This window comes from Hyphomicrobium sp., from assembly GCF_035548195.1.
Lineage (GTDB): Bacteria > Pseudomonadota > Alphaproteobacteria > Rhizobiales > Hyphomicrobiaceae > Hyphomicrobium_B.
Genome location: NZ_DASZTY010000017.1, coordinates 266,319 through 283,969 on the forward strand (window position 1 = coordinate 266,319; position 17,651 = coordinate 283,969).

Consider the following 17,651-nt stretch of genomic DNA (forward strand, 5'->3'; position numbering starts at 1 on the left):
TTGCCTGACCCCTTGCCAGTTTGTTTTGGATGCGCCGAGGGCTTGCCAACGCCCTCGGCGTCGTTCATCAAGCCGTCGATCACCCAGACAGAACCGAAGCATGAGCGGGCCGGAGGCGGCGAATGGAGCATCCCGGATTTTTTGAGAGGGCCGGGCCTTTCCCTCTTGCCGAGGTTGCGGAGGCCGCCGGTGCGGAGATTCCTGCCGGTGCGGACCGGGCGATGCGGATCGAGGACGTGAAACCGCTCTCCGAAGCGGGCTCAGCGAACATCTCCTTTATCGATAACAAGAAATATTTGGCTCAACTCGATGCGACCACTGCTGGCGCCTGCCTGGTTTCGCCGGCGCTTGAGAGCCGCGTTCCCGCAGGTACGGTCCGGCTCGTAACGCGCCAGCCCTATCACGGCTTCGCGCGGGCATTGGCACTTTTCTATCCGTCTGCGTTCCATCCGATGGCGGCGACGCCGGGGGCCGACGCAATTGACCTCTCGGCCCGCCTGGAGGATGGCGTTTTGGTAGAACCCGGCGCCGTAATCGGGCGCGAGGCCCAGATAGGGGCTGGTACTCGCATCGCCGCCGGGGCGGTTATCGGGGCGCGCGTAACGATCGGCCGGAACTGTTATATTGGCCCGCTTGCGACCGTGACCCATGCGCTTGTCGGCGACCGGGTCATTATCCATTCCGGCGTGCGGATCGGCCAGGATGGATTTGGATTTGCTATGGGTCCAGGCGGACATCTCAAGGTGCCGCAGATCGGCCGCGTCGTCATCCAGGACGATGTGGAAATAGGAGCAAATACAACAATCGATCGCGGTGCGCTAAAGGACACGATGATCGGAGAAGGCACGAAGATCGACAACCTTTGCCAGATCGGCCACAACGTCGTCCTCGGTCGGCACTGTGTGATTGTCGCTATGTGCGGTATTTCCGGTTCGACGGAGCTTGGCGATTTCGTCGTCATGGGCGGCCAGTCGGGCACCGTCGGCCACATCAAAATCGGAACCGGCGCGCAGGTCGGGGGTGCATCGCATCCCAACCATGACGTTCCGGCCGGTGCACGTTACTTCGGTACTCCGGCGAAACCGTTACGCGAGGCGGCGCGCGAGCAGGCGCTCATCAAGCGGCTCGCCGCTCGCGACAAAGGCAATTATGACGACGGCGCAAAAGGTTCCAGCGAGAGCTGAGATTTAGGACGAAGCCGCACGAGACGCTCATGCGGGATTTTTGGAGTTGGACGTTATGGACGACAAGGCAAAGGCTGGCAAAACGCTCGGGACCGCGGACATCGCGACCGTCATGAAGCTGTTGCCGCATCGTTATCCGTTTCTGTTGGTCGACCGAATGTACGACATGGACCGGGACGAAAGCTGCGTCGGCGTCAAGAACGTGACCATCAACGAACCGTTCTTTCAGGGGCACTTTCCGCAGTATCCCGTCATGCCGGGCGTGCTGATTATCGAAGGTTTGGCGCAGACGGCAGGAGCGCTTTGCGTTTCGAACGTTGGCGAAGACTATCGCGCCGAGCTCGTCTACTTCATGGGCATCGATAACGCCAAGTTCCGCAAGCCTGTGTTGCCCGGGGACCAGCTGCACTACCACGTCAAGAAGGTTCGCAATCGCGGTCGCGTCTGGCGTTTCCGCGGCGAAGCCAAAGTGAACGGCCAAGTTGTGGCTGAAGCGGAAATCAGTGCCATGCTCGCCGATACTTCCGATGCCCGCGCCTTTGCGAGCAAAAATGGCTGAAGCACACGTTCACCCGACGGCCATCGTCGAGGATGGCGCGCAACTCGCTTCGGGTGTGAAGATCGGGCCCTTTTGTGTGGTCGGTCCCGATGTCAAACTTGGCGAGGGCGTCGAACTGGTCAGCCACGTTGCAGTGGCTGGAACGACGGAGATCGGCGCGCGCACGCGCATTTTTCCGTTCGCCTCTATTGGTCATCAACCGCAGGATTTGAAGTATCAGGGCGAGCCTTGTTCGCTGACGGTGGGCGGCGATTGCATCATCCGCGAAGGCGTGACGATGAACCCCGGCACTGCGGGCGGCGGCTCGGTGACGACGGTCGGCAACGGCTGTGCTTTCCTTGCGAACAGCCACGTCGGACACGACTGTCATGTTGGTAACGGCGTCATCTTCTCGAATAACGTCATGCTGGCGGGACACTGCACCGTTGGCGATTACGCGATCATTGGCGGCGGCGCGGCGGTCATTCAGTATGCGCGCGTCGGGCACCATAGCTTTGTCGGCGGGATGTCGGGGCTCGAAAACGATCTCATTCCGTACGGCATGGCGCTTGGAAATCGGGCGTATCTGTCGGGGCTCAATATCGTCGGTTTGCAGCGCCGGGGGTTTTCGCGCGCCGATATTCACGATCTGCGCCGCGCTTATCGGCTGCTATTCGCGGCGGAAGGCACGCTCATCGAGCGGATGGAGGACGTTGCCGAAGAGTTCTCGGGGCACGCATCTGTACAAGAAATCCTGGCCTTTATCCGTGAAGGCGGCAAGCGTTCGCTGTGCACGCCGAAGAACGGCGCCGAGAGCTGAGGCCCGGCCATGACGGGGCCGGCGAAACGCATTGGGATCATCGCCGGTTCGGGATCGCTGCCGCGCGAGGTAGCCGAAAGCGTCATTGCGCGCGGCGGGCGGGTGCATATCGTCATGGTCGATGGCGCCGCCGATGCGTCATTGGCTATGTTTCCGCATACGGTCGTGAATTGGGCGCAGCCGGGCCGAGCGACGGCAGCGCTGCGAGGCGCAGACGTGCGCAATGTCATCATGCTCGGCGGTTTCCAACGGCCGGCTTTTCGAACCGCGCGGCCTGATCTCGCTTTCTTCAAGGTCGTTCCCTCGGTGCTGCGTCTCCTGAAGGCGGGCGGCGACGATGCCGTTTTGCGTGGGCTTGTGACGCTCTTCGAGGCGCGGGGATTGACCGTCGTCGGCGTGGCCGATGCCGCCCCGGATCTGCTGATCGGCGAAGGCGTTCTGACGCGACGCGGCATGTCTGAGGAAGATCGGGCCGATGCCGAGCGAGGCTTCGCGCTGGTTTCGGCGCTCGGGCGCTACGACATCGGGCAAGCTGCGGTCGTGACGAACGGGAAGATCGAGGCGATTGAAGGTGCGGAGGGAACGGACCGCATGCTGAAGCGTGTCGCGGCCGCTCGTAGTGACTCGGGACAGGGGCGCGGCGGTGTGCTCGTCAAGCGGCCGAAGCCCGGGCAGGATTTGCGCGTCGATCTGCCGGCCATTGGTCCGCCGACAATCGAAAATGTCAGTGCTGCGAGTTTATCCGGCGTGGCTGTGATGGCAGGTCACGTGTTGGCGGCGGAACGGGCGCGGGCGATTGCGCTGGCGGACGAGCGTAACGTTTTTGTTGCCGGTCTGGCGGGCGTGTTGTCCGGGAGCCATGGTCGTGCACACGAGGGGCTTTCGAATGTCGCTGGGCTGAGTTCTAGCCGTGTCGGGACGAGGATGGCGAACGATATCAGATGCGCGGCGGGCATCTTGGGGTCGCTTTCGGACTTCGATACCGGATCGGCGGTCGTCATTGACGGCGGCAGGGTCATCGCAGTCGGAACGACCGAGACGGCGCTCGATGTCGTCGGCCGCGCGAACGAACTTCGTCGTGGAAAGCACCGGAGAGGCATCCTCGCCGTGGCTTCATCAAGCGTCGTAGATGAAGTGCTATTGCGGGCCGTCGGCCAATGCAATCTCCAAGGAATTGCTGTTGTTGGGAAAACGCCCGATGCTCAGTTGCCGGAGCGTCTGCTTAGCATAGCCGATAAGCTTGGGGTATTCGTTGCGGCATCGGCCGTGCCTTGGACCGGCGGAGACGGCGACCGTGCTTGATGTAAATCGCAATGGCGGCGGCGAACGCGTTCTGAAGATCTTTCTTGTTGCTGGGGAGCATTCCGGCGATGCGCTCGGCGCCAAACTGATAGCGGCGTTAAAGAAATTGCGTCCGGGTACGATTGAATTCGGCGGCGTTGGCGGCGAGGAGATGGCGCGCGAAGGGTTTCATTCGCTCTTTCCGATCGAAGACGTTGCGGTGATGGGGCCGCTGTCGATCCTGCCGAAATTGCCGCGCATTTTGCGACGCGTCTATCAGACGGTCGATGCGGCTATCGCATTTGCGCCGGATGCTGTGGTGATCGTCGACAGTCCGGAGTTCACGCATCCTATTGCCAAGCGCATCCGCACACGGGCGCCGGAAATTCCGATCATCGATTATGTCAGCCCGAGCGTTTGGGCGTGGCGCCCCGGCCGTGCCAAACGAATGCGGGCCTATGTCGATCATGTGCTGGCTTTGCTGCCCTTCGAACCGGATGCGCACGTTCGCCTCGGTGGGCCAGCGTGCACGTATGTCGGGCATCCGCTGATCGAAAAGCTCGACGATATTCAAAATGCCGATGGTCTCGCGCTGGCGCGGCGGCTTGGGCTCGATGCCACGAAGCCTGTGATTCTTGTTTTACCCGGCAGCCGGACGTCGGAGGTCGAGCGGTTGATCGATGTTTTCGGCGATGCCGTTGCGCGTGTCTCGGCTAATGTGCCGGTCGAGGTCGTCATCCCCGCTGTGCGGCACGTCCGCGATCGCATTTTGGCGGAGACAGCGAACTGGTCGCCGCGTCCGCACGTCGTCGATGCCGGAACGCCGGATAAATATGCGGCGATGCGCTTGGCACGTTCTGCGTTGGCGGCGTCGGGCACGGTCACGCTGGAGCTTGCACTCGCGCAGACACCGAGCGTCGTCGCGTACAAGGTCGACAAGCTGATCGCCAGGCTGAGATTTCTTTTGAAAGTGCCGAGTGTGGTGCTTGCCAACCTTGTGCTCGGCAAGAATGTCTATCCCGAATATCTGCAAGAGGCATGCACGGCCGATGCGCTTGCCAATGCACTGTTGCCGTTGCTCTCCGATACTTCGGAAAGACGAGCGCAACTTCTGGTGCTTGCTGAAACGCCTCAGAAGTTGCGCCTTCAGTCATCTAGTCCAAGCGCTGCGGCAGCCGAAACAGTGCTTTCCGCCATCGCCAATCATGCAGCCGGGAAGTCGCGGCGAGCAGGACCGACGTAAAGCTGACGCGGGCGGCCGATGCGCTGCTCGGGATCCTCAATCATCTCTTTCCACTGTGCGATCCAGCCGACGGTGCGCGCAACGGCGAAAAGCACCGTGAAAAGATCGACCGGAAATCCCATCGCGCGGAGCGTGATGCCGGAATAAAAATCGATGTTGGGATAAAGCTTCTTTTCAATGAAGTACTCGTCCTGGAGCGCGATCCGTTCCAGTTCGAGCGCGATTTTCAAAAGCGGGTCGTCGCCGTGGCCGAGCGCGTCGAGAACCTCGTGGCAGGTTTTCTGCATGACCTTCGCGCGCGGATCGTAATTTTTGTATACGCGATGGCCGAAGCCCATCAGCCGGAAGCCAGACGACTTGTCTTTGGCTTTTTTCACGAATTCCGGAATGCGATCGACGCTGCCGATCTCTTTCAGCATGTTGAGCGCGGCTTCGTTGGCGCCGCCGTGGGCCGGGCCCCACAGGCAGGCAATGCCCGATGCGATGCAGGCGAATGGATTGGCGCCCGACGAACCTGCCAGCCGCACGGTGGATGTCGATGCATTCTGCTCGTGGTCGGCGTGCAGAATGAAGATGCGATCCAGAGCGCGGGAAATGATGGGGTTGACGATGTAGGGTTCGCACGGAACGGCGAAGCACATCTGCAGGAAGTTCGACGTATAATCGAGGTCGTTCCGCGGATAGATAAACGGCTGTCCGATCGAATATTTGTACGCCATCGCCGCGATCGTCGGCATTTTGGCGATCATGCGGTGACTTGCGACCTCGCGCTGCTCCTGATCCGTGATGTCGGTCGAGTCGTGATAAAACGACGAGAGCGCGCCGACTGTTCCGACCATCACCGCCATCGGATGTGCGTCGCGGCGATAGCCGGTGAAGAAGCGCGTCATCTGTTCATGCACCATGGTATGGCTGGTGATGGTGCGCCGGAAATTGATGAACTCTGTGTTGTTCGGAAGTTCGCCGTAAAGTAACAGGTGGCAGACCGCGAGGAAGTTCGTGTTCTCGGCGAGCTGATCGATGGGATAGCCGCGATAGAGCAGCTCCCCTTTGTCGCCGTCGATATATGTAATCGCGCTCTTGCAGTTTGCCGTAGAGGTAAAACCGGGATCGTACGTAAAACAGCCTGTCTCTTTGTAGAGATTGCCGACGTCGACGACGTCCGGTCCGATGGTTCCGGACCTCACGGCCAGTTCGACCTGCCTGTTGTCGATGGTCAGCGTCGCATTCGGCTTTCTCTGCTCGCCGGATTTCGCCGGGTTGCTCTCGTGGATGTTCATGGTTTGCCACCTCGCCCGTGGATCAACGCGGATGCCGCCCTTGAGATTATTTGCTCTCTGTTTTGGACGGCATCTTGCAGTAGGAATAATGCTCGCAGCGGCACGTCACGCGCATCAAGAAAAGCGGCTGCATGCGTAGGGTTTAGCGATTTTTTTGCAGTGCGGCAACTGAGACGTTAACCAAGCTGCGCATTACCCGACGGAGGCCGAAATTCGTGCGAGGGCTTCGTCCCGGCCGAGCACTTCCAGAACGTCGAAGACAGGCGGAGAAACCGCGCGTCCCGTCAAGGCCGCGCGCAGCGGTTGGGCGATACTGCCGAGCTTCAGACCGTGAGTTTCGGCGTAGGATTTGATGCGGGTTTCAAGCGCTGCTGCGTTCCAATCCGAATCTAAAATTTCAGACAGGATTTTCAGGACGGTGCCGTTTGAAGCGCGCCCGTCGCTGCCGAGCAGTTTCGCTGCCTTGTCATCGGGTGCGATCGGGCGCTCGGCGATAATGAAGAGCGCGCCGTTGACAAGCTCCGTCAGGGTTTTCGAACGCTCCTTGAGGGCCGGAATGGCGCGCTCGAATCTGTTCCATCCTTTCGCCGCGAAGCGTTCCGAGAGTTCAATGCCGGTCGCGATGGCGGGAAGCTGGCGCTGCACCTCCCGCGCCAACGCGAGATCGGCGCGCGGGGGCGCTTTCGGGTCGGGGGCAATGCTTGCGAGTTGCGCGAAGTCGAGATGCGGTAGCATCTCCTTCACCTGACGGACGAGTTCTTCGTCCGGAGTATTACGGATGTAATGCCCGTTGAGATCGTCGAGCTTTTTGAAATCGAGCCGCGCCGGGCTCTTGTTGATGTCGTCGATATCGAACCAGCGGATGAGATCTTCGGTCGAAATGATTTCGTCGTCGCCGTGGCTCCAGCCGAGGCGCACAAGATAATTGCGCAGCGCTGCCGGGAGATAGCCCATCGCGCGGAATTCCTCGACGCCCTGAGCGCCGTGACGTTTCGATAGTTTGGCGCCGTCGGCCCCGTGGATCAGCGGCACATGCGCGAATTCAGGGATGCTCCAGCCCATCGCCTGGTAGATCTGTGTCTGACGTGCAGCGTTTGTCAGATGGTCGGCGCCGCGAACGACGTGCGTGATTCCCATGTCGTGGTCGTCGACGACGACGGCAAGATTGTACGTCGGGTTGCCGTCTGAACGGAGGATGATCAGGTCGTCGAGATCCTTATTAGGAAAGACGACCCGACCCTGAACGTGATCTTCTACGACCGTTTCGCCCTCACGCGGCGCTTTTAGCCTGACAACGGGCTTCACGTCGTTCGGTGCATCTTTCGGATCGCGGTCGCGCCAGGGTGACAAGAAAATCTGCGGCCGCCCTTCCGCCTTGGCCTTTTCGCGCGCGGCATCGATTTCAGCCGGGGAGGCATAGCAGCGATAGGCGGCGCCCCGCCTCAGCAACTCGGCTGCGACTTCGCGATGGCGATCCGCGCGTGCAAACTGTGAGACTGCATCGCCGTCCCATTCCAGGCCGAGCCACTTCATTCCGTCGAGAATGGCGCTTATCGCCTGCTCGTTGTTGCGTTCACGGTCGGTGTCTTCGATGCGCAGCAGAAATTTCCCCTGGCGGCCCCTGGCATAGAGCCAGTTGAAGAGCGCCGTGCGAGCGCCTCCGATATGCAAGTAGCCCGTCGGGGACGGTGCAAATCGAACGACGGGCGCATTGGAAGTCGCGGTCTCTGCCATCGGACCTTTTCGCTTATCTGCCATTGAGGGAATGCGGTTCCGCTCGTAGCATGCGGCCCTCGACAAGTTAAGGGGGCAGGGGGCTCCTTCCGTCCGCTCGCATTCGGTCCAGGGCTATGTCCGCACACACGGGCGACCTCGATGCTGCGCTGATTGCCGCGCCCGAGAGCGGGGCGTGGCGCTTGGCGTCGGCAGTCGAAGCGGAGCGCGAGCAGTTCTTTCTCTGGGCGCCCGTTTGTCTCGGCGCCGGGATCGCCGCCTATTTCGCGCTTCCGGGCGAGCCGCAACTGATGGTGGCATTCGTGCCGCTCGCGCTGTCGCTGATCGTTCGATCGGCGACGGCGCGGGGTTCCATTCCCTCCGTGCTTGTGACGGCGCTGATCCTTGCGAGCATGGGATTTGCGGATGCAAAGCTGCGCGTCGAAGCGGTTCGTGCGCCGGTTCTCAAAAAGATGCTGCGGAATGCCGGGATCGTGGGGACCGTCACGCTCGTCGAGGCTAAGACGCCGCGAGGACAAAGGCTGACGATTTCGTCGCCAAAGATCGCGGGGCTAGCGCCGGATGCGACACCAGCCGTCGTGCGTGTTCGTACGATGTCGTCGCGCGTGATGGCGCAACCCGGCGACCGTATCCGCCTCAAAGCAACGCTTTCGCCACCGGCAAAGCCCGCGCTTCCCGGAGGCTTCGATTATGCGCGCACGGCGTGGTTCGATCAGGTCGGCGCGGTGGGATATTCTTTCGCACCTCCATTGATAGAAGCCCACGTTGATGGCGGAACGTTTGCGGCGCGCTACCGGCGCGGCATCGAAGACCTTCGCCAGCTCATTGCGCGGCGAATCCGTGCCGTGCTTCCCGGCGAGACGGGCGAGATCGCGCTGGCGCTGATCACCGGGGAGCGCGGAGGCATCAGCGCGGCGACGAACAACGCATTCAAGAATTCCGGACTTTTCCACATCCTGTCGATTTCCGGTCTGCACATGGTGATCGCTGCGGGTGCGGTGTTTTATTCCGTCCGTTTGCTGCTTGCCGCCATTCCGTTTTTCGCGCTGACGCTGCCGATCAAGAAGATCGCGGCCGTGGTCGGGATCATTGGCGCCCTTTTTTATCTCGCGATCTCGGGCTGGGCGTTTGCGACCGTTCGCTCGGGGCTCATGATTCTGATCATTTTCGGCGCGGTTTTGCTGGACCGTCCGGCGCTTGCGTTACGCAATGTGGCGTTGGCTGCATTTTTGATTTTGGCGATTTATCCGGAAAGCCTGCTCGATGCGGGATTCCAGATGTCGTTTGCGGCGGTGACGGCGTTGATCGCCTCGCATGAATTGCTGACGCGGCTTGTCGGGCGGACTTCACAGCCAGGTCCGATCGCGCGCGTTTTCAAGTTTTTCGGCGAGATCATTGCCTCGACGTTGATCGCCAGTGCGGCGGTCGCGCCTTTCGCGGCCTACAACTTTCACCAGAGTCAGCAATACGCGGTGCTCGCGAACATGATCGCTATTCCTATCTCCAACGTCATTGTCATGCCGGCGGCGCTGGGCGCGATGGTGTTGATGCCGGTTGGGTTGGAATGGGTCGGGCTCAAGCCCATGGGATGGGGGATCGAGGGGATGGCGTGGTGTGCCAATACGGTCGGGGCGCTTCCCGGCGCGGTCGGTCACATCCCGGCAATTCCGACGCTTGCCTTTGCATTGATGCTGGCGGGCGGGCTCTGGCTGGTGCTTTGGCGAACACGACTGAGGCTGCTCGGGCTCAGTCTCGTGCTGCTCGGAGTTCTTCTGGCGCCGTGGATGCCGCGGCCGGACGTTCTTATCTCCCAGAAGGGGACGATGGTCGCCGTGCGGGATACGTCCGGTAAGCTATCTTCGCTTCCTGCGCACGGATCGAAATACGATCTGGAGCGCTGGCTTGAGTACGACGGCGATGGGCGTACGGCGCGAGAAGCACAGGCGCCGGATGCGTTTTCGTGCGACGCGGTCGGATGTATCGCGCATGTTAAGGGGGCGACCATTGCCGTAGCCCAGCATCCGGCCGCGGTGGCGGATGACTGTCTCAACGCCGACATTCTCATTCTCGACGAGCCGAAGCCGCGCGACTGCGCCGTTCCGAAAACCATCATCGATGTCTTTGATCGTTGGCGGAATGGAGCCTATGCGCTGTATCTCAACCAAAGTGCGGATAATCCCGAGCCGCACGTCCGACTAGAGACGGTCGCGGCGCATCGGGGTGAACGGCCCTGGAGCCCGCTTCCGAGGCGGACCGTGCACCGCGCTGCTAAGAACGCTCTGCCGATGCCGCTTATCCGCGGGGCGCCGAGCGCTGCAGCCGATGGCAAGACTCCAACAAGTCCTGAGACGCGAGGCGCTCAAAGTAACGAACCACGCGCGGCGTTCAACGAAGATCCTGGTGAAATCGGCGAGCCGGCCGCGGACAGCGATGGTCAGTAGCGGCGCAGTAATCCGACGAGGCGCCCCTGGATGTCGATTTGGTCTGGTCCGAAGATACGGGTCTTGAATTCCGGATTCGCAGCTTCGAGCGCGATGGTCGAGCCCTTTTTGCGGAGCCGCTTGAGGGTTGCTTCCTCGCCCTCGACGAGGGCGACGATGATGTCGCCGTTCTCGGCCGTATTGCAGCGGCGGACGATGACCGTATCGCCGTCGTGAATGCCGGCCTCGATCATCGAATCGCCTTTGACTTCCAGGGCAAAGTGCTCGCCATTCGTTAAAATGTCAGGAGGGACGGCGATGTCGTGGGTATGGTTCTGAATGGCGCTGATGGGCGTGCCGGCGGCAATACGGCCCATGACGGGGATCGAGACGGTACGGGCGTCGATGACGTGTGAGGGGGGCGGCGCGACATTCGGCTTCGGGCCGCTTCCTTCGATGACGCTGGGTTGGAATCCGCGCTGAGGCGCGATCGAGGCGACGGAACCGTTGCCCTGGTTCTCCGGCAGCTTGATGACTTCTATGGCACGGGCGCGATGGGGCAGGCGGCGGATGAAGCCGCGCTCTACCAGGGCGGTGATCAGACGATGGATGCCGGACTTGGAACGGAGATCGAGTGCGTCCTTCATCTCGTCGAACGACGGTGGCACGCCGCGCTCCTGCATGCGTGCGTGGATGAAGAGCAGCAGGTCTTTCTGTTTTTCCGTGAGCATCGCTTTTGTCTTTAGCCTTGAGCTGGCGTGGGTTGAGGACGCACGCGTGGCGTTCGACGCTGCCGAAGATAGGACCGGCCGGCTGCCAAGTACAAATCGTGTATGTACGCTACACGTTCTCGTCTCGTTCTGCAAGTGGCGCCTCGGTCAGGGGTCGTTTCTCAGTTCGCAGGCGGTGCACTAGCTTTGCGCTCAGTGCATAATGTTGGCTTTCAGCGCACAAAATGCGCTTTAAGTGCACTCGAATATGCTTAGAGCGCATAAAATGTGCACAGAGTGCACAGGGCTGGTTCGTGCCGGTCCTTGCGACGGGGCGAAGGACGCATGATCCCGCATGTGCCCCGCTAATAGGCCACATTTCTCTTGAGCCACATGACACCAGCGTGCTTCGCGCGGAGGCACGACCAATAGGAGCCCGATTTCAGCTCAAGCACAGCCAGTCCGTCATCAAGGTCGATCATTTTCTGAAGATCATCGCGGAGCTGCGGTGCTGATTTCGCCGACGTCAGGACCCATAGCGTTTCGAGCAAACGGACCGCCCCCAAGCCTTCCAGCTTCGACCGGATGTGAGGGCTATGACGCGAATCGTGAACTTCGTAGCTGATCGCGTAATGGGGCATCTTGACTCCAGCATGAATAAAACACTGGCTTAACAGGGCAATTCGCGGACCGACGCTCCAACACCCACTCCGCACCCTTAATCCGTTGTATTTTTGAGATTGGGTCAAGCGGCGCGGGGTGTTCGCGTTCCGATTTCATAGCGACGCGTTTGAAAAACGACGGAATCCGGGACTAGGTTGGTTCTTGGAGGGGTGCGGCGATCACATATTTCCGCCGCGAGAACGGGGTAGGCGTCCGCGCATGCAGGGATGGTTCTCACAAATTGTGATCGGCATCATCGTGACCGTTATCGGCACGGTCATCGCCAATGCGCTTGTCGGCGGTGGCGGGCGCGGCGGGCATCATTTTGTCCCCGGCATTCATTTTGGATCGGGCAGACGGTAGGGCGGATCTGCCGTTTCCGCACTCCTCAAGGTAATGATGACGAAAGAAACGAAATTTCGATTGGCTTATCCGGCCACCCTTCCCCCGGTGGCGGCTGATTTTGCACGACTGATTATTAAGGCTTGGTGCCGGCTGTAAATCTTCTTCAATGCCGTAGCCCGGCTCGAAGTGGCAGCGCCTACAAACTGCTTAGCAATTGCTATCATTTCCTTTGGACGAATATCTTTTCTGCTTTCAAGCTCTGAGAAGAGTGAAGGGAAGCCAATTTCGTCTCCAAGCGCATCTTCGAGTTGGCGTGAGAGTTGGCTGACAATATCCGAACGGATTGATGGCGGTGCCGATTTCTTGCTTTTTGCCGTTTTCGGCGTGCCCAAAATTCTTTCGGCTATCTGTTGCGAGTTTAAGCCTATCTGACGATTAATTGCGGCGGCTAGCGCCGCCAAGTCTCGCGCGACGGGAGGTTTGATAACGGGATTTAAAATCTGACATAGCCCCGTCACAAAATTGCTCGCGTTTTGAAGAGATACTTCGCTCTCGTTTGTAATTTCAAAGGAGTTCAGTTTCTCGACGAGCCAAGTGACGTTTTTCGAGCGGCACACCTGTAACACAGGAAGCAGCGCATCGACGGATTTCTTTACCTCGGCGCTAGCGCAGAAGCTTGCGAAGCTGGTGAGCAGCGTTTCTAATTCTTCACATTTCATTCGGCTGCGACCGGCAAGCTCAGTTGCTGATTATCATCCAACTCATCATCGAAGGGCTGCGCCGGTGGAACCCCGACTTGATTAGCGATGTGGCGCGCTAGTTTTCCAATTGCTCGTTTAGGATATGGAGATGCGTCCGGTGCAAGGGAAAAATATGCTATGCCTTCGTCTGCCCGTCGAACTAGCCTGACGGTGTTGGGTATAAACGTCATTTGAGGAACGAACCCGCAGCGGAATTTTCTCGCCTGTAGGTCGTCGCGAATTTCTTTTATTGTTTCGCCTGTCACATTTAACTTGTCATCATAGCGCGTTGCCACGACGCCGATGTGTCTAATGAAAGGGCAAAGACCGGCCTTGCGCATAATTTCTAATTGGTCGCAAAACGAGACAACGGACTCTCCTGAGGGTTTATCCAGTATTGTTGGGATCAGCACATGAGAGCTTGCGCAAAGGGCTTGGATGGTTCCGGCTGTCAGTCTTGGAGGGCAGTCGATTATGATAAGATCGAATGCATCTTGTACGGACTGGGAATGGAGCAATCGCGCTAGGTTGAAGCGCATTTCATTTGCCTGGTAGATTTTTCCTATGAATAGATCGGAAATCCACCGCCCCCATGAGCGATCATCAGTCCGGTGGACGTTGAGAAGCCATTCGATGAGGAGCCGATTTTCTGCTTGAGCCAAATCATAATATGCAGTTGCAACGCGCACGCGTGGCTCTTGGCGAATTTCTTTACAGGCTGCCACGAACAGGTTGGGTTCTAGATCGCCGCTGATGGCTCTGGTAACGATTGAATCCGTTCCCGCCGTCGGAATCCAGCTAATGTCATCGGGAAACGCCATCGAGGACAAAGAGCCTTGGTAGTCCAAATCAACAAGTAGGACACGCTTGCGCCAGCTTGGATGATTTCCAAGATGGGCGGCTACATTAGCGGCAATCGTCGTTTTTCCGACGCCTCCTTTGAGGTTGACGATTGAAAGAATCCGAGCGTTCTGAACGGATGTTTTATAATTTTCTGGCGGGGTTACAGGACTAAGAGTCCAGACGCCGCTGCCTTCTTGCGGTCCGTTTGGCGTGCTCTTTCGCGCCACCGCCGTAAGAGCTCTCGTTCGGCTGGTCCAAAAATCGCGAAGGCGAAGGAGTTGCGCGCCTATCAGCTTGATAATGGCCCACAGGACTGCCCCGATAATTGGCAACGTCCATATTACGATGTTGTCAGCAGACCGCTGAAATATATGAGATGAAATCTCCCCAGTCATGACGCATCCCCCAACGCCACATTTGCGCACTATAGGCAACTGTTGGCCGATTGTCATCGGGGTGAGCATTGATGTGTTCGATTGAGCATAAGCATTCCTAGTTCCAGGCGGATAGGTCGAGTGAGATGACGCTCAATGCTCTTTGCTTCTATGACTTCCAATAAAGAAAGGCGACCGCGGGCCGCCTTTCTTTGTTTTGCTGGATCGGAAAAAAGATAATCGGGCGATCAGCTTTCGAGTTGCCAGATCCCAGTCGGAAGTCTGCAGGCTACGATCTCGGTGCGTTTCGTGATTTTCACGTCGCTGAGGACGACGACCGCGTGCCGGCAGACGGCGCCTGTCGTATCCTTGAACGATGAGACCGGCCGGATCAGGCCCGACAGGCGGCCATGGTTGCGATGCCAGATGTAGCTTGAACCGTCAGCGACTTCGGTCAGCGCGAGTTGGACTTTCTCAAGTGCTGCGATTTCGTCGATCTCGTTCAATGCGGGCTGGTCGAGCTTGAGCGCCAGATCTGCGTTTCCGCTTTTCGGGCTGGGGCACCCTGTCGGCTGTTGCCCGGCGTGGGCGAAATCAACGGAGAAAAAAAGCGCTGCGACGAGCGCAAAGGCCGTCACTCCGGCAGCGGCGAGAGGAAAAAGAGACGCATTATTCGACATGACGTTACTTTCTACGCGACGACAAAATCTCGAACCGCCATATAGGGCGGTGACGCAAGTGTGGCGCGGTATGGTTAAAAGGGGCTGAATCCCGGCGGGCGAATGTCTCGGTTCCGCGCGCGGAAGCGGGTTAAAATAAACTATTGGATCTGCAACATGAGTGAACCGGCAAAAGCATCGATTGGGGAGGGGTTAGCGGACTTCAGCGGCGCGGATGATCCGTTTGCGTTGTTTCATGCCTGGATGGCCGAAGCTGAAACATCGGAGCCAAACGATCCGAACGCCATGGCGCTGGCGACGGTCGATGATGCTGGAATGCCGAACGTCCGCGCCGTCTTGCTCAAAGGGATCGACGAGGCATCGAGTCCGGAGCGCGGATTCGTGTTCTACACGAATTTCGAAAGCGCGAAGGGACGTGAGCTGCTTGCAAATCCGAAGGCGGCGCTGCTTTTTTACTGGAAGACCCTGGAGCGGCAAATTCGCGTGCGCGGGGCGGTTTCGCTCGCCTCGCACCAAGAGGCCGATGCCTATTTCGCATCGCGCGCGCCGCTGAGCCGTATTGGTGCCTGGGCCTCTCAGCAATCGCGTCCGCTGTCGTCGCGCGACGTACTGGAAGCGAAGATCCAGCACTTTGAGAAAAAGTTTTCCGACGGTCACATTCCCCGGCCGGCTTATTGGTCAGGCTTCCGCGTGGTTCCGACCGAGATCGAATTCTGGGCGAGCCGTCCGTTCCGGTTGCACGACAGGGTTGTCTTTCGACGCGACGCACCGCACGATTCCTGGCACAAGACGCGTCTCTATCCATGAGGTAAGGCGTGTTTCGGCGGGGCATCTCAAAATGGCGCCACTTATGGCGGACAGACTTTGCATGGAAGAATTTTTCGCATCCTTTGCCATCGTAGCGGCGTAGCGTGGCGCCGGACATGGTGACGAACAGCATCGGGCAGCGCCGGGCCACGAAGCGATTGCGCGATCGCCGCCGGTCGACGCGCATCTACTACGCGGGCGGGCAGCCTCCCTCATTTCTTGCGCGATGGACGAGCCGGATCGCGCTTTTCGCCGCCCTTGCCGCGATCGTCACCGCGGTCCTGCACCGGCTGTCGCTGCTGCCGACGGCTGTCGCGATTACGCTCGCGATAGCGGTCATCGCCGGAGCGGCGCTGGCGCTTGCGATGGCGGCGGTCGCGGGGCTCGATGTGTGGTTCACGGGCCGTCAGGGCGCGGCGCGCGTGTTGTGCGGAGCGGTTGTTGCTCTTTGTCTTCTCGCCGTGCCGGCAGGGGCGTGGGTGTACAGTTTCAAGTGGCCGAAGATTAATGACGTCTCGACCGATCTTGCCGATCCGCCCGATTTCACCGAAGCGAAAGACGAGCGTGCTGCTGGCGCGAATTCGGTCGATTATCCCGGCGAGAAATTTGCCCGGCTGCAGCGTGCCAGCTATCCCGACCTCAAGAGCCTGGTGCTGCCGCGCCCTGCGGACGATTCATACGAACTCGTGCTGCAGGCTCTGGCAAAGATGAAATACAAGCCGACGCTCGAATTGCCGCCCGAGCCGGAAGAGAACACGCCAGGGTTCATCGAGTTTTCGGATCACTCGCTCATTCTCGGAATGGTCGATGACGTCGTGATCCGTGTGCTCGATGAGGATCAATCGGCGCGGATCGATATACGTTCGGCTTCACGTTACGGCACGATCGATTTTGGCCGCAACGCCGAACGCGTTCGCGCAGTACTCAAAGAGATTGTCGGGCGCTTCGAAGCGTCTGTTCCCGATCCCGATAAGGACGCCGCTAAGGCCAAGCTTAGAGCGCGGAAAGGGCGCCATCCGGCGTCAAAGGCTGATCGGAAGCGACAAGCCCTTTCTCGATCAGGTATTCAACGTGGGCCTGGACGGAAAGCGTCGCCGCGGGGATCATCTGCGGCGCGAGGCCCTGGTAAATCTCGGGCACAATTCGACGAATAGTGTTCGCGCCTGCGGATAGCGCTGCGAGCACCGATTGCTCGCGCCAGCGGCGGTGAAGCAGGTAGGCTTTCACCGTGCGTTGCGGATCGATGATGCGGCCGCCGTGACCCGGAAGAAAAACGTCGTCTTGCCGGTCGAGTAAAATTTCGAGGGACGCGATGTAATCCGACATCCGTCCTTCAGGCGGCGCGACGACCGTCGTATTCCATGCCATTACGTGATCGCCGGAAAAGACGACCGGTCGATCTTGAAGGGCGAAGCAGAGGTGATCTGGCGCGTGGCCCGGCGTATGGATCGCGGTCAGGGCCCAGTCGGCACCCCGGAGGATATCGCCGCCGCTCAGAGCGATATCCGGCTGGAAATCATAATCGACGAAAAGCTTGCCCTGGGGCGTATTTTTGAGCGCCATCCGCCCCGCTTCCGGATCGCGCGGGTAGGCGGCAACGGTAGCGCCCGTTTCGCTTTTGAGCTTGGCGATGCCATCGACGTGGTCGCGATGAGCGTGGGTTGAGACAATGTGTGTAATCGGGCGGCCGCCGGCGGCTTTCAAAATTGCTTCGCGGTGCAGGGTGTCGTCAGGGCCGGGATCGACTACGGCGAGCGACATTGAACCGACGAGGTAGGTGTTCGTGCCTTTGAACGTCAGCGGACTTGGATTTCGTGCAACGACCCGAACGATTCCCGGTCCCATGGGAGAGGGTTCGCCATAGACGAACGACATGTCCGTTTTAAATTTGAGCGCTTCCAAGCTGCAAGCCTTCCATAGGTTCTCGGCTTGCATACGCCGAGCGCCCGGGAGACCTATCAAAAAGACCGTGAGTTTCAAACTGCGGCG

Annotated in this window: 16 protein-coding genes and 1 pseudogene; 9 read left to right on the forward strand and 8 right to left on the reverse strand. The window is 59.5% G+C overall.

Translation table 11 applies throughout. The features are described from left to right. Window positions 1-122: 122 nt before the first annotated feature. The 5 genes from lpxD to lpxB are packed head-to-tail and all read left to right on the forward strand — an operon-like array spanning window position 123 to window position 5,066. On the forward strand, window positions 123-1,184 hold the full coding sequence (lpxD, locus tag VHB22_RS05825) for a UDP-3-O-(3-hydroxymyristoyl)glucosamine N-acyltransferase (RefSeq protein ID WP_325456013.1): 1,062 nt from the start codon (window positions 123-125) through the stop codon (window positions 1,182-1,184). 55 nt (window positions 1,185-1,239) lie between these two features. After that, the gene (gene fabZ, locus VHB22_RS05830; RefSeq protein ID WP_325456014.1) at window positions 1,240-1,743 is read left to right on the forward strand and encodes a 3-hydroxyacyl-ACP dehydratase FabZ; all 504 of its coding nucleotides are present in this window, start codon (window positions 1,240-1,242) and stop codon (window positions 1,741-1,743) included. Next, window positions 1,736-2,542 carry an acyl-ACP--UDP-N-acetylglucosamine O-acyltransferase gene (lpxA, locus tag VHB22_RS05835; protein WP_325456015.1) on the forward strand — a complete coding sequence of 269 codons (807 nt, stop codon included), beginning with the start codon at window positions 1,736-1,738 and terminating at the stop codon, window positions 2,540-2,542. Before fabZ ends, lpxA begins: the two co-directional genes overlap by 8 nt. A 9-nt stretch (window positions 2,543-2,551) precedes the next feature. Beyond that, window positions 2,552-3,844 (forward strand): LpxI family protein, encoded by a 1,293-nt coding sequence (locus VHB22_RS05840; RefSeq protein WP_325456016.1) that lies wholly within the window; start codon window positions 2,552-2,554, stop codon window positions 3,842-3,844. Continuing rightward, a complete protein-coding gene (gene lpxB, locus VHB22_RS05845; RefSeq protein ID WP_325456017.1) occupies window positions 3,837-5,066 on the forward strand; it encodes a lipid-A-disaccharide synthase in 1,230 nt (409 codons plus the stop codon). The genes VHB22_RS05840 and lpxB overlap by 8 nt, the downstream gene beginning before the upstream one ends. Here lpxB and gltA read toward each other — a convergent pair. Continuing rightward, entirely contained in the window at window positions 5,027-6,346 is a 1,320-nt protein-coding gene (gltA, locus tag VHB22_RS05850; protein ID WP_325456018.1) for a citrate synthase, read from the reverse strand. The two genes, lpxB and gltA, sit on opposite strands and share 40 nt — an antisense overlap. Before the next feature lie 192 nt (window positions 6,347-6,538). Beyond that, window positions 6,539-8,104 carry a glutamate--tRNA ligase gene (gltX, locus tag VHB22_RS05855; protein ID WP_325456019.1) on the reverse strand — a complete coding sequence of 522 codons (1,566 nt, stop codon included), beginning with the start codon at window positions 8,102-8,104 and terminating at the stop codon, window positions 6,539-6,541. A 92-nt stretch (window positions 8,105-8,196) separates the two neighbouring features. Between gltX and VHB22_RS05860 the strand changes: the two genes are divergently transcribed. Next, the gene (locus VHB22_RS05860; protein ID WP_325456020.1) at window positions 8,197-10,521 is read left to right on the forward strand and encodes a ComEC/Rec2 family competence protein; all 2,325 of its coding nucleotides are present in this window, start codon (window positions 8,197-8,199) and stop codon (window positions 10,519-10,521) included. Here the strand turns inward: VHB22_RS05860 and lexA are convergent. Together lexA and VHB22_RS05870 are read right to left on the reverse strand one after the other, a co-directional pair. Continuing rightward, window positions 10,515-11,231: a transcriptional repressor LexA gene (lexA, locus tag VHB22_RS05865; RefSeq protein WP_325456021.1), complete on the reverse strand. Its 717-nt coding sequence runs from the start codon at window positions 11,229-11,231 to the stop codon at window positions 10,515-10,517. The two genes, VHB22_RS05860 and lexA, sit on opposite strands and share 7 nt — an antisense overlap. 344 nt (window positions 11,232-11,575) lie before the next feature. Next, window positions 11,576-11,851, reverse strand: coding sequence for a SinR (locus tag VHB22_RS05870; protein WP_325456022.1), 276 nt, complete (start codon window positions 11,849-11,851; stop codon window positions 11,576-11,578). Window positions 11,852-12,092: 241 nt separating this feature from the next. On the opposite strand from VHB22_RS05870, the gene VHB22_RS05875 reads away from it, so the two are divergent. Further along, window positions 12,093-12,236: a hypothetical protein gene (locus VHB22_RS05875; protein ID WP_325456023.1), complete on the forward strand. Its 144-nt coding sequence runs from the start codon at window positions 12,093-12,095 to the stop codon at window positions 12,234-12,236. A gap of 65 nt (window positions 12,237-12,301) precedes the next feature. Here VHB22_RS05875 and VHB22_RS05880 read toward each other — a convergent pair whose 3' ends face one another. The 3 genes from VHB22_RS05880 to VHB22_RS05890 all read right to left on the reverse strand — a co-directional run bounded on the left by VHB22_RS05880 (window position 12,302) and on the right by VHB22_RS05890 (window position 14,855). Continuing rightward, window positions 12,302-12,937, reverse strand: coding sequence for a hypothetical protein (locus VHB22_RS05880; RefSeq protein ID WP_325456024.1), 636 nt, complete (start codon window positions 12,935-12,937; stop codon window positions 12,302-12,304). After that, window positions 12,934-14,196, reverse strand: a complete 1,263-nt coding sequence (locus VHB22_RS05885) for a ParA family protein (RefSeq protein WP_325456025.1) — start codon at window positions 14,194-14,196, stop codon at window positions 12,934-12,936. Before VHB22_RS05885 ends, VHB22_RS05880 begins: the two co-directional genes overlap by 4 nt. Window positions 14,197-14,423: 227 nt before the next feature. Continuing rightward, window positions 14,424-14,855, reverse strand: coding sequence for a hypothetical protein (locus tag VHB22_RS05890; protein WP_325456026.1), 432 nt, complete (start codon window positions 14,853-14,855; stop codon window positions 14,424-14,426). 156 nt (window positions 14,856-15,011) lie between these two features. Here VHB22_RS05890 and pdxH point away from each other — a divergent pair, with 156 nt between their 5' ends. Beyond that, window positions 15,012-15,662 carry a pyridoxamine 5'-phosphate oxidase gene (gene pdxH, locus VHB22_RS05895; protein WP_325456027.1) on the forward strand — a complete coding sequence of 217 codons (651 nt, stop codon included), beginning with the start codon at window positions 15,012-15,014 and terminating at the stop codon, window positions 15,660-15,662. A 365-nt stretch (window positions 15,663-16,027) separates the two neighbouring features. Beyond that, a pseudogene (locus VHB22_RS05900) lies at window positions 16,028-16,582 on the forward strand (DUF1499 domain-containing protein); the annotation flags it as partial. 73 nt (window positions 16,583-16,655) lie between these two features. Here the strand turns inward: VHB22_RS05900 and VHB22_RS05905 are convergent. Next, window positions 16,656-17,597 (reverse strand): MBL fold metallo-hydrolase, encoded by a 942-nt coding sequence (locus VHB22_RS05905; protein ID WP_325456028.1) that lies wholly within the window; start codon window positions 17,595-17,597, stop codon window positions 16,656-16,658. Window positions 17,598-17,651: the final 54 nt, after the last annotated feature.

Coding starts and splice junctions, on each gene's coding strand:
- VHB22_RS05880 (WP_325456024.1), bottom strand. CDS start 12,937: ATGAAATGTGAAGAATTAGAAACGCTGCTCACCAGCTTCGCAAGCTTC.
- VHB22_RS05840 (WP_325456016.1), top strand. CDS start 2,552: ATGACGGGGCCGGCGAAACGCATTGGGATCATCGCCGGTTCGGGATCG.
- pdxH (WP_325456027.1), top strand. CDS start 15,012: ATGAGTGAACCGGCAAAAGCATCGATTGGGGAGGGGTTAGCGGACTTC.
- lpxA (WP_325456015.1), top strand. CDS start 1,736: ATGGCTGAAGCACACGTTCACCCGACGGCCATCGTCGAGGATGGCGCG.
- VHB22_RS05875 (WP_325456023.1), top strand. CDS start 12,093: ATGCAGGGATGGTTCTCACAAATTGTGATCGGCATCATCGTGACCGTT.
- VHB22_RS05905 (WP_325456028.1), bottom strand. CDS start 17,597: ATGCAAGCCGAGAACCTATGGAAGGCTTGCAGCTTGGAAGCGCTCAAA.
- VHB22_RS05870 (WP_325456022.1), bottom strand. CDS start 11,851: ATGCCCCATTACGCGATCAGCTACGAAGTTCACGATTCGCGTCATAGC.
- VHB22_RS05885 (WP_325456025.1), bottom strand. CDS start 14,196: ATGACTGGGGAGATTTCATCTCATATATTTCAGCGGTCTGCTGACAAC.
- gltX (WP_325456019.1), bottom strand. CDS start 8,104: ATGGCAGATAAGCGAAAAGGTCCGATGGCAGAGACCGCGACTTCCAAT.
- VHB22_RS05890 (WP_325456026.1), bottom strand. CDS start 14,855: ATGTCGAATAATGCGTCTCTTTTTCCTCTCGCCGCTGCCGGAGTGACG.
- fabZ (WP_325456014.1), top strand. CDS start 1,240: ATGGACGACAAGGCAAAGGCTGGCAAAACGCTCGGGACCGCGGACATC.
- lpxD (WP_325456013.1), top strand. CDS start 123: ATGGAGCATCCCGGATTTTTTGAGAGGGCCGGGCCTTTCCCTCTTGCC.
- lexA (WP_325456021.1), bottom strand. CDS start 11,231: ATGCTCACGGAAAAACAGAAAGACCTGCTGCTCTTCATCCACGCACGC.
- VHB22_RS05860 (WP_325456020.1), top strand. CDS start 8,197: ATGTCCGCACACACGGGCGACCTCGATGCTGCGCTGATTGCCGCGCCC.
- gltA (WP_325456018.1), bottom strand. CDS start 6,346: ATGAACATCCACGAGAGCAACCCGGCGAAATCCGGCGAGCAGAGAAAG.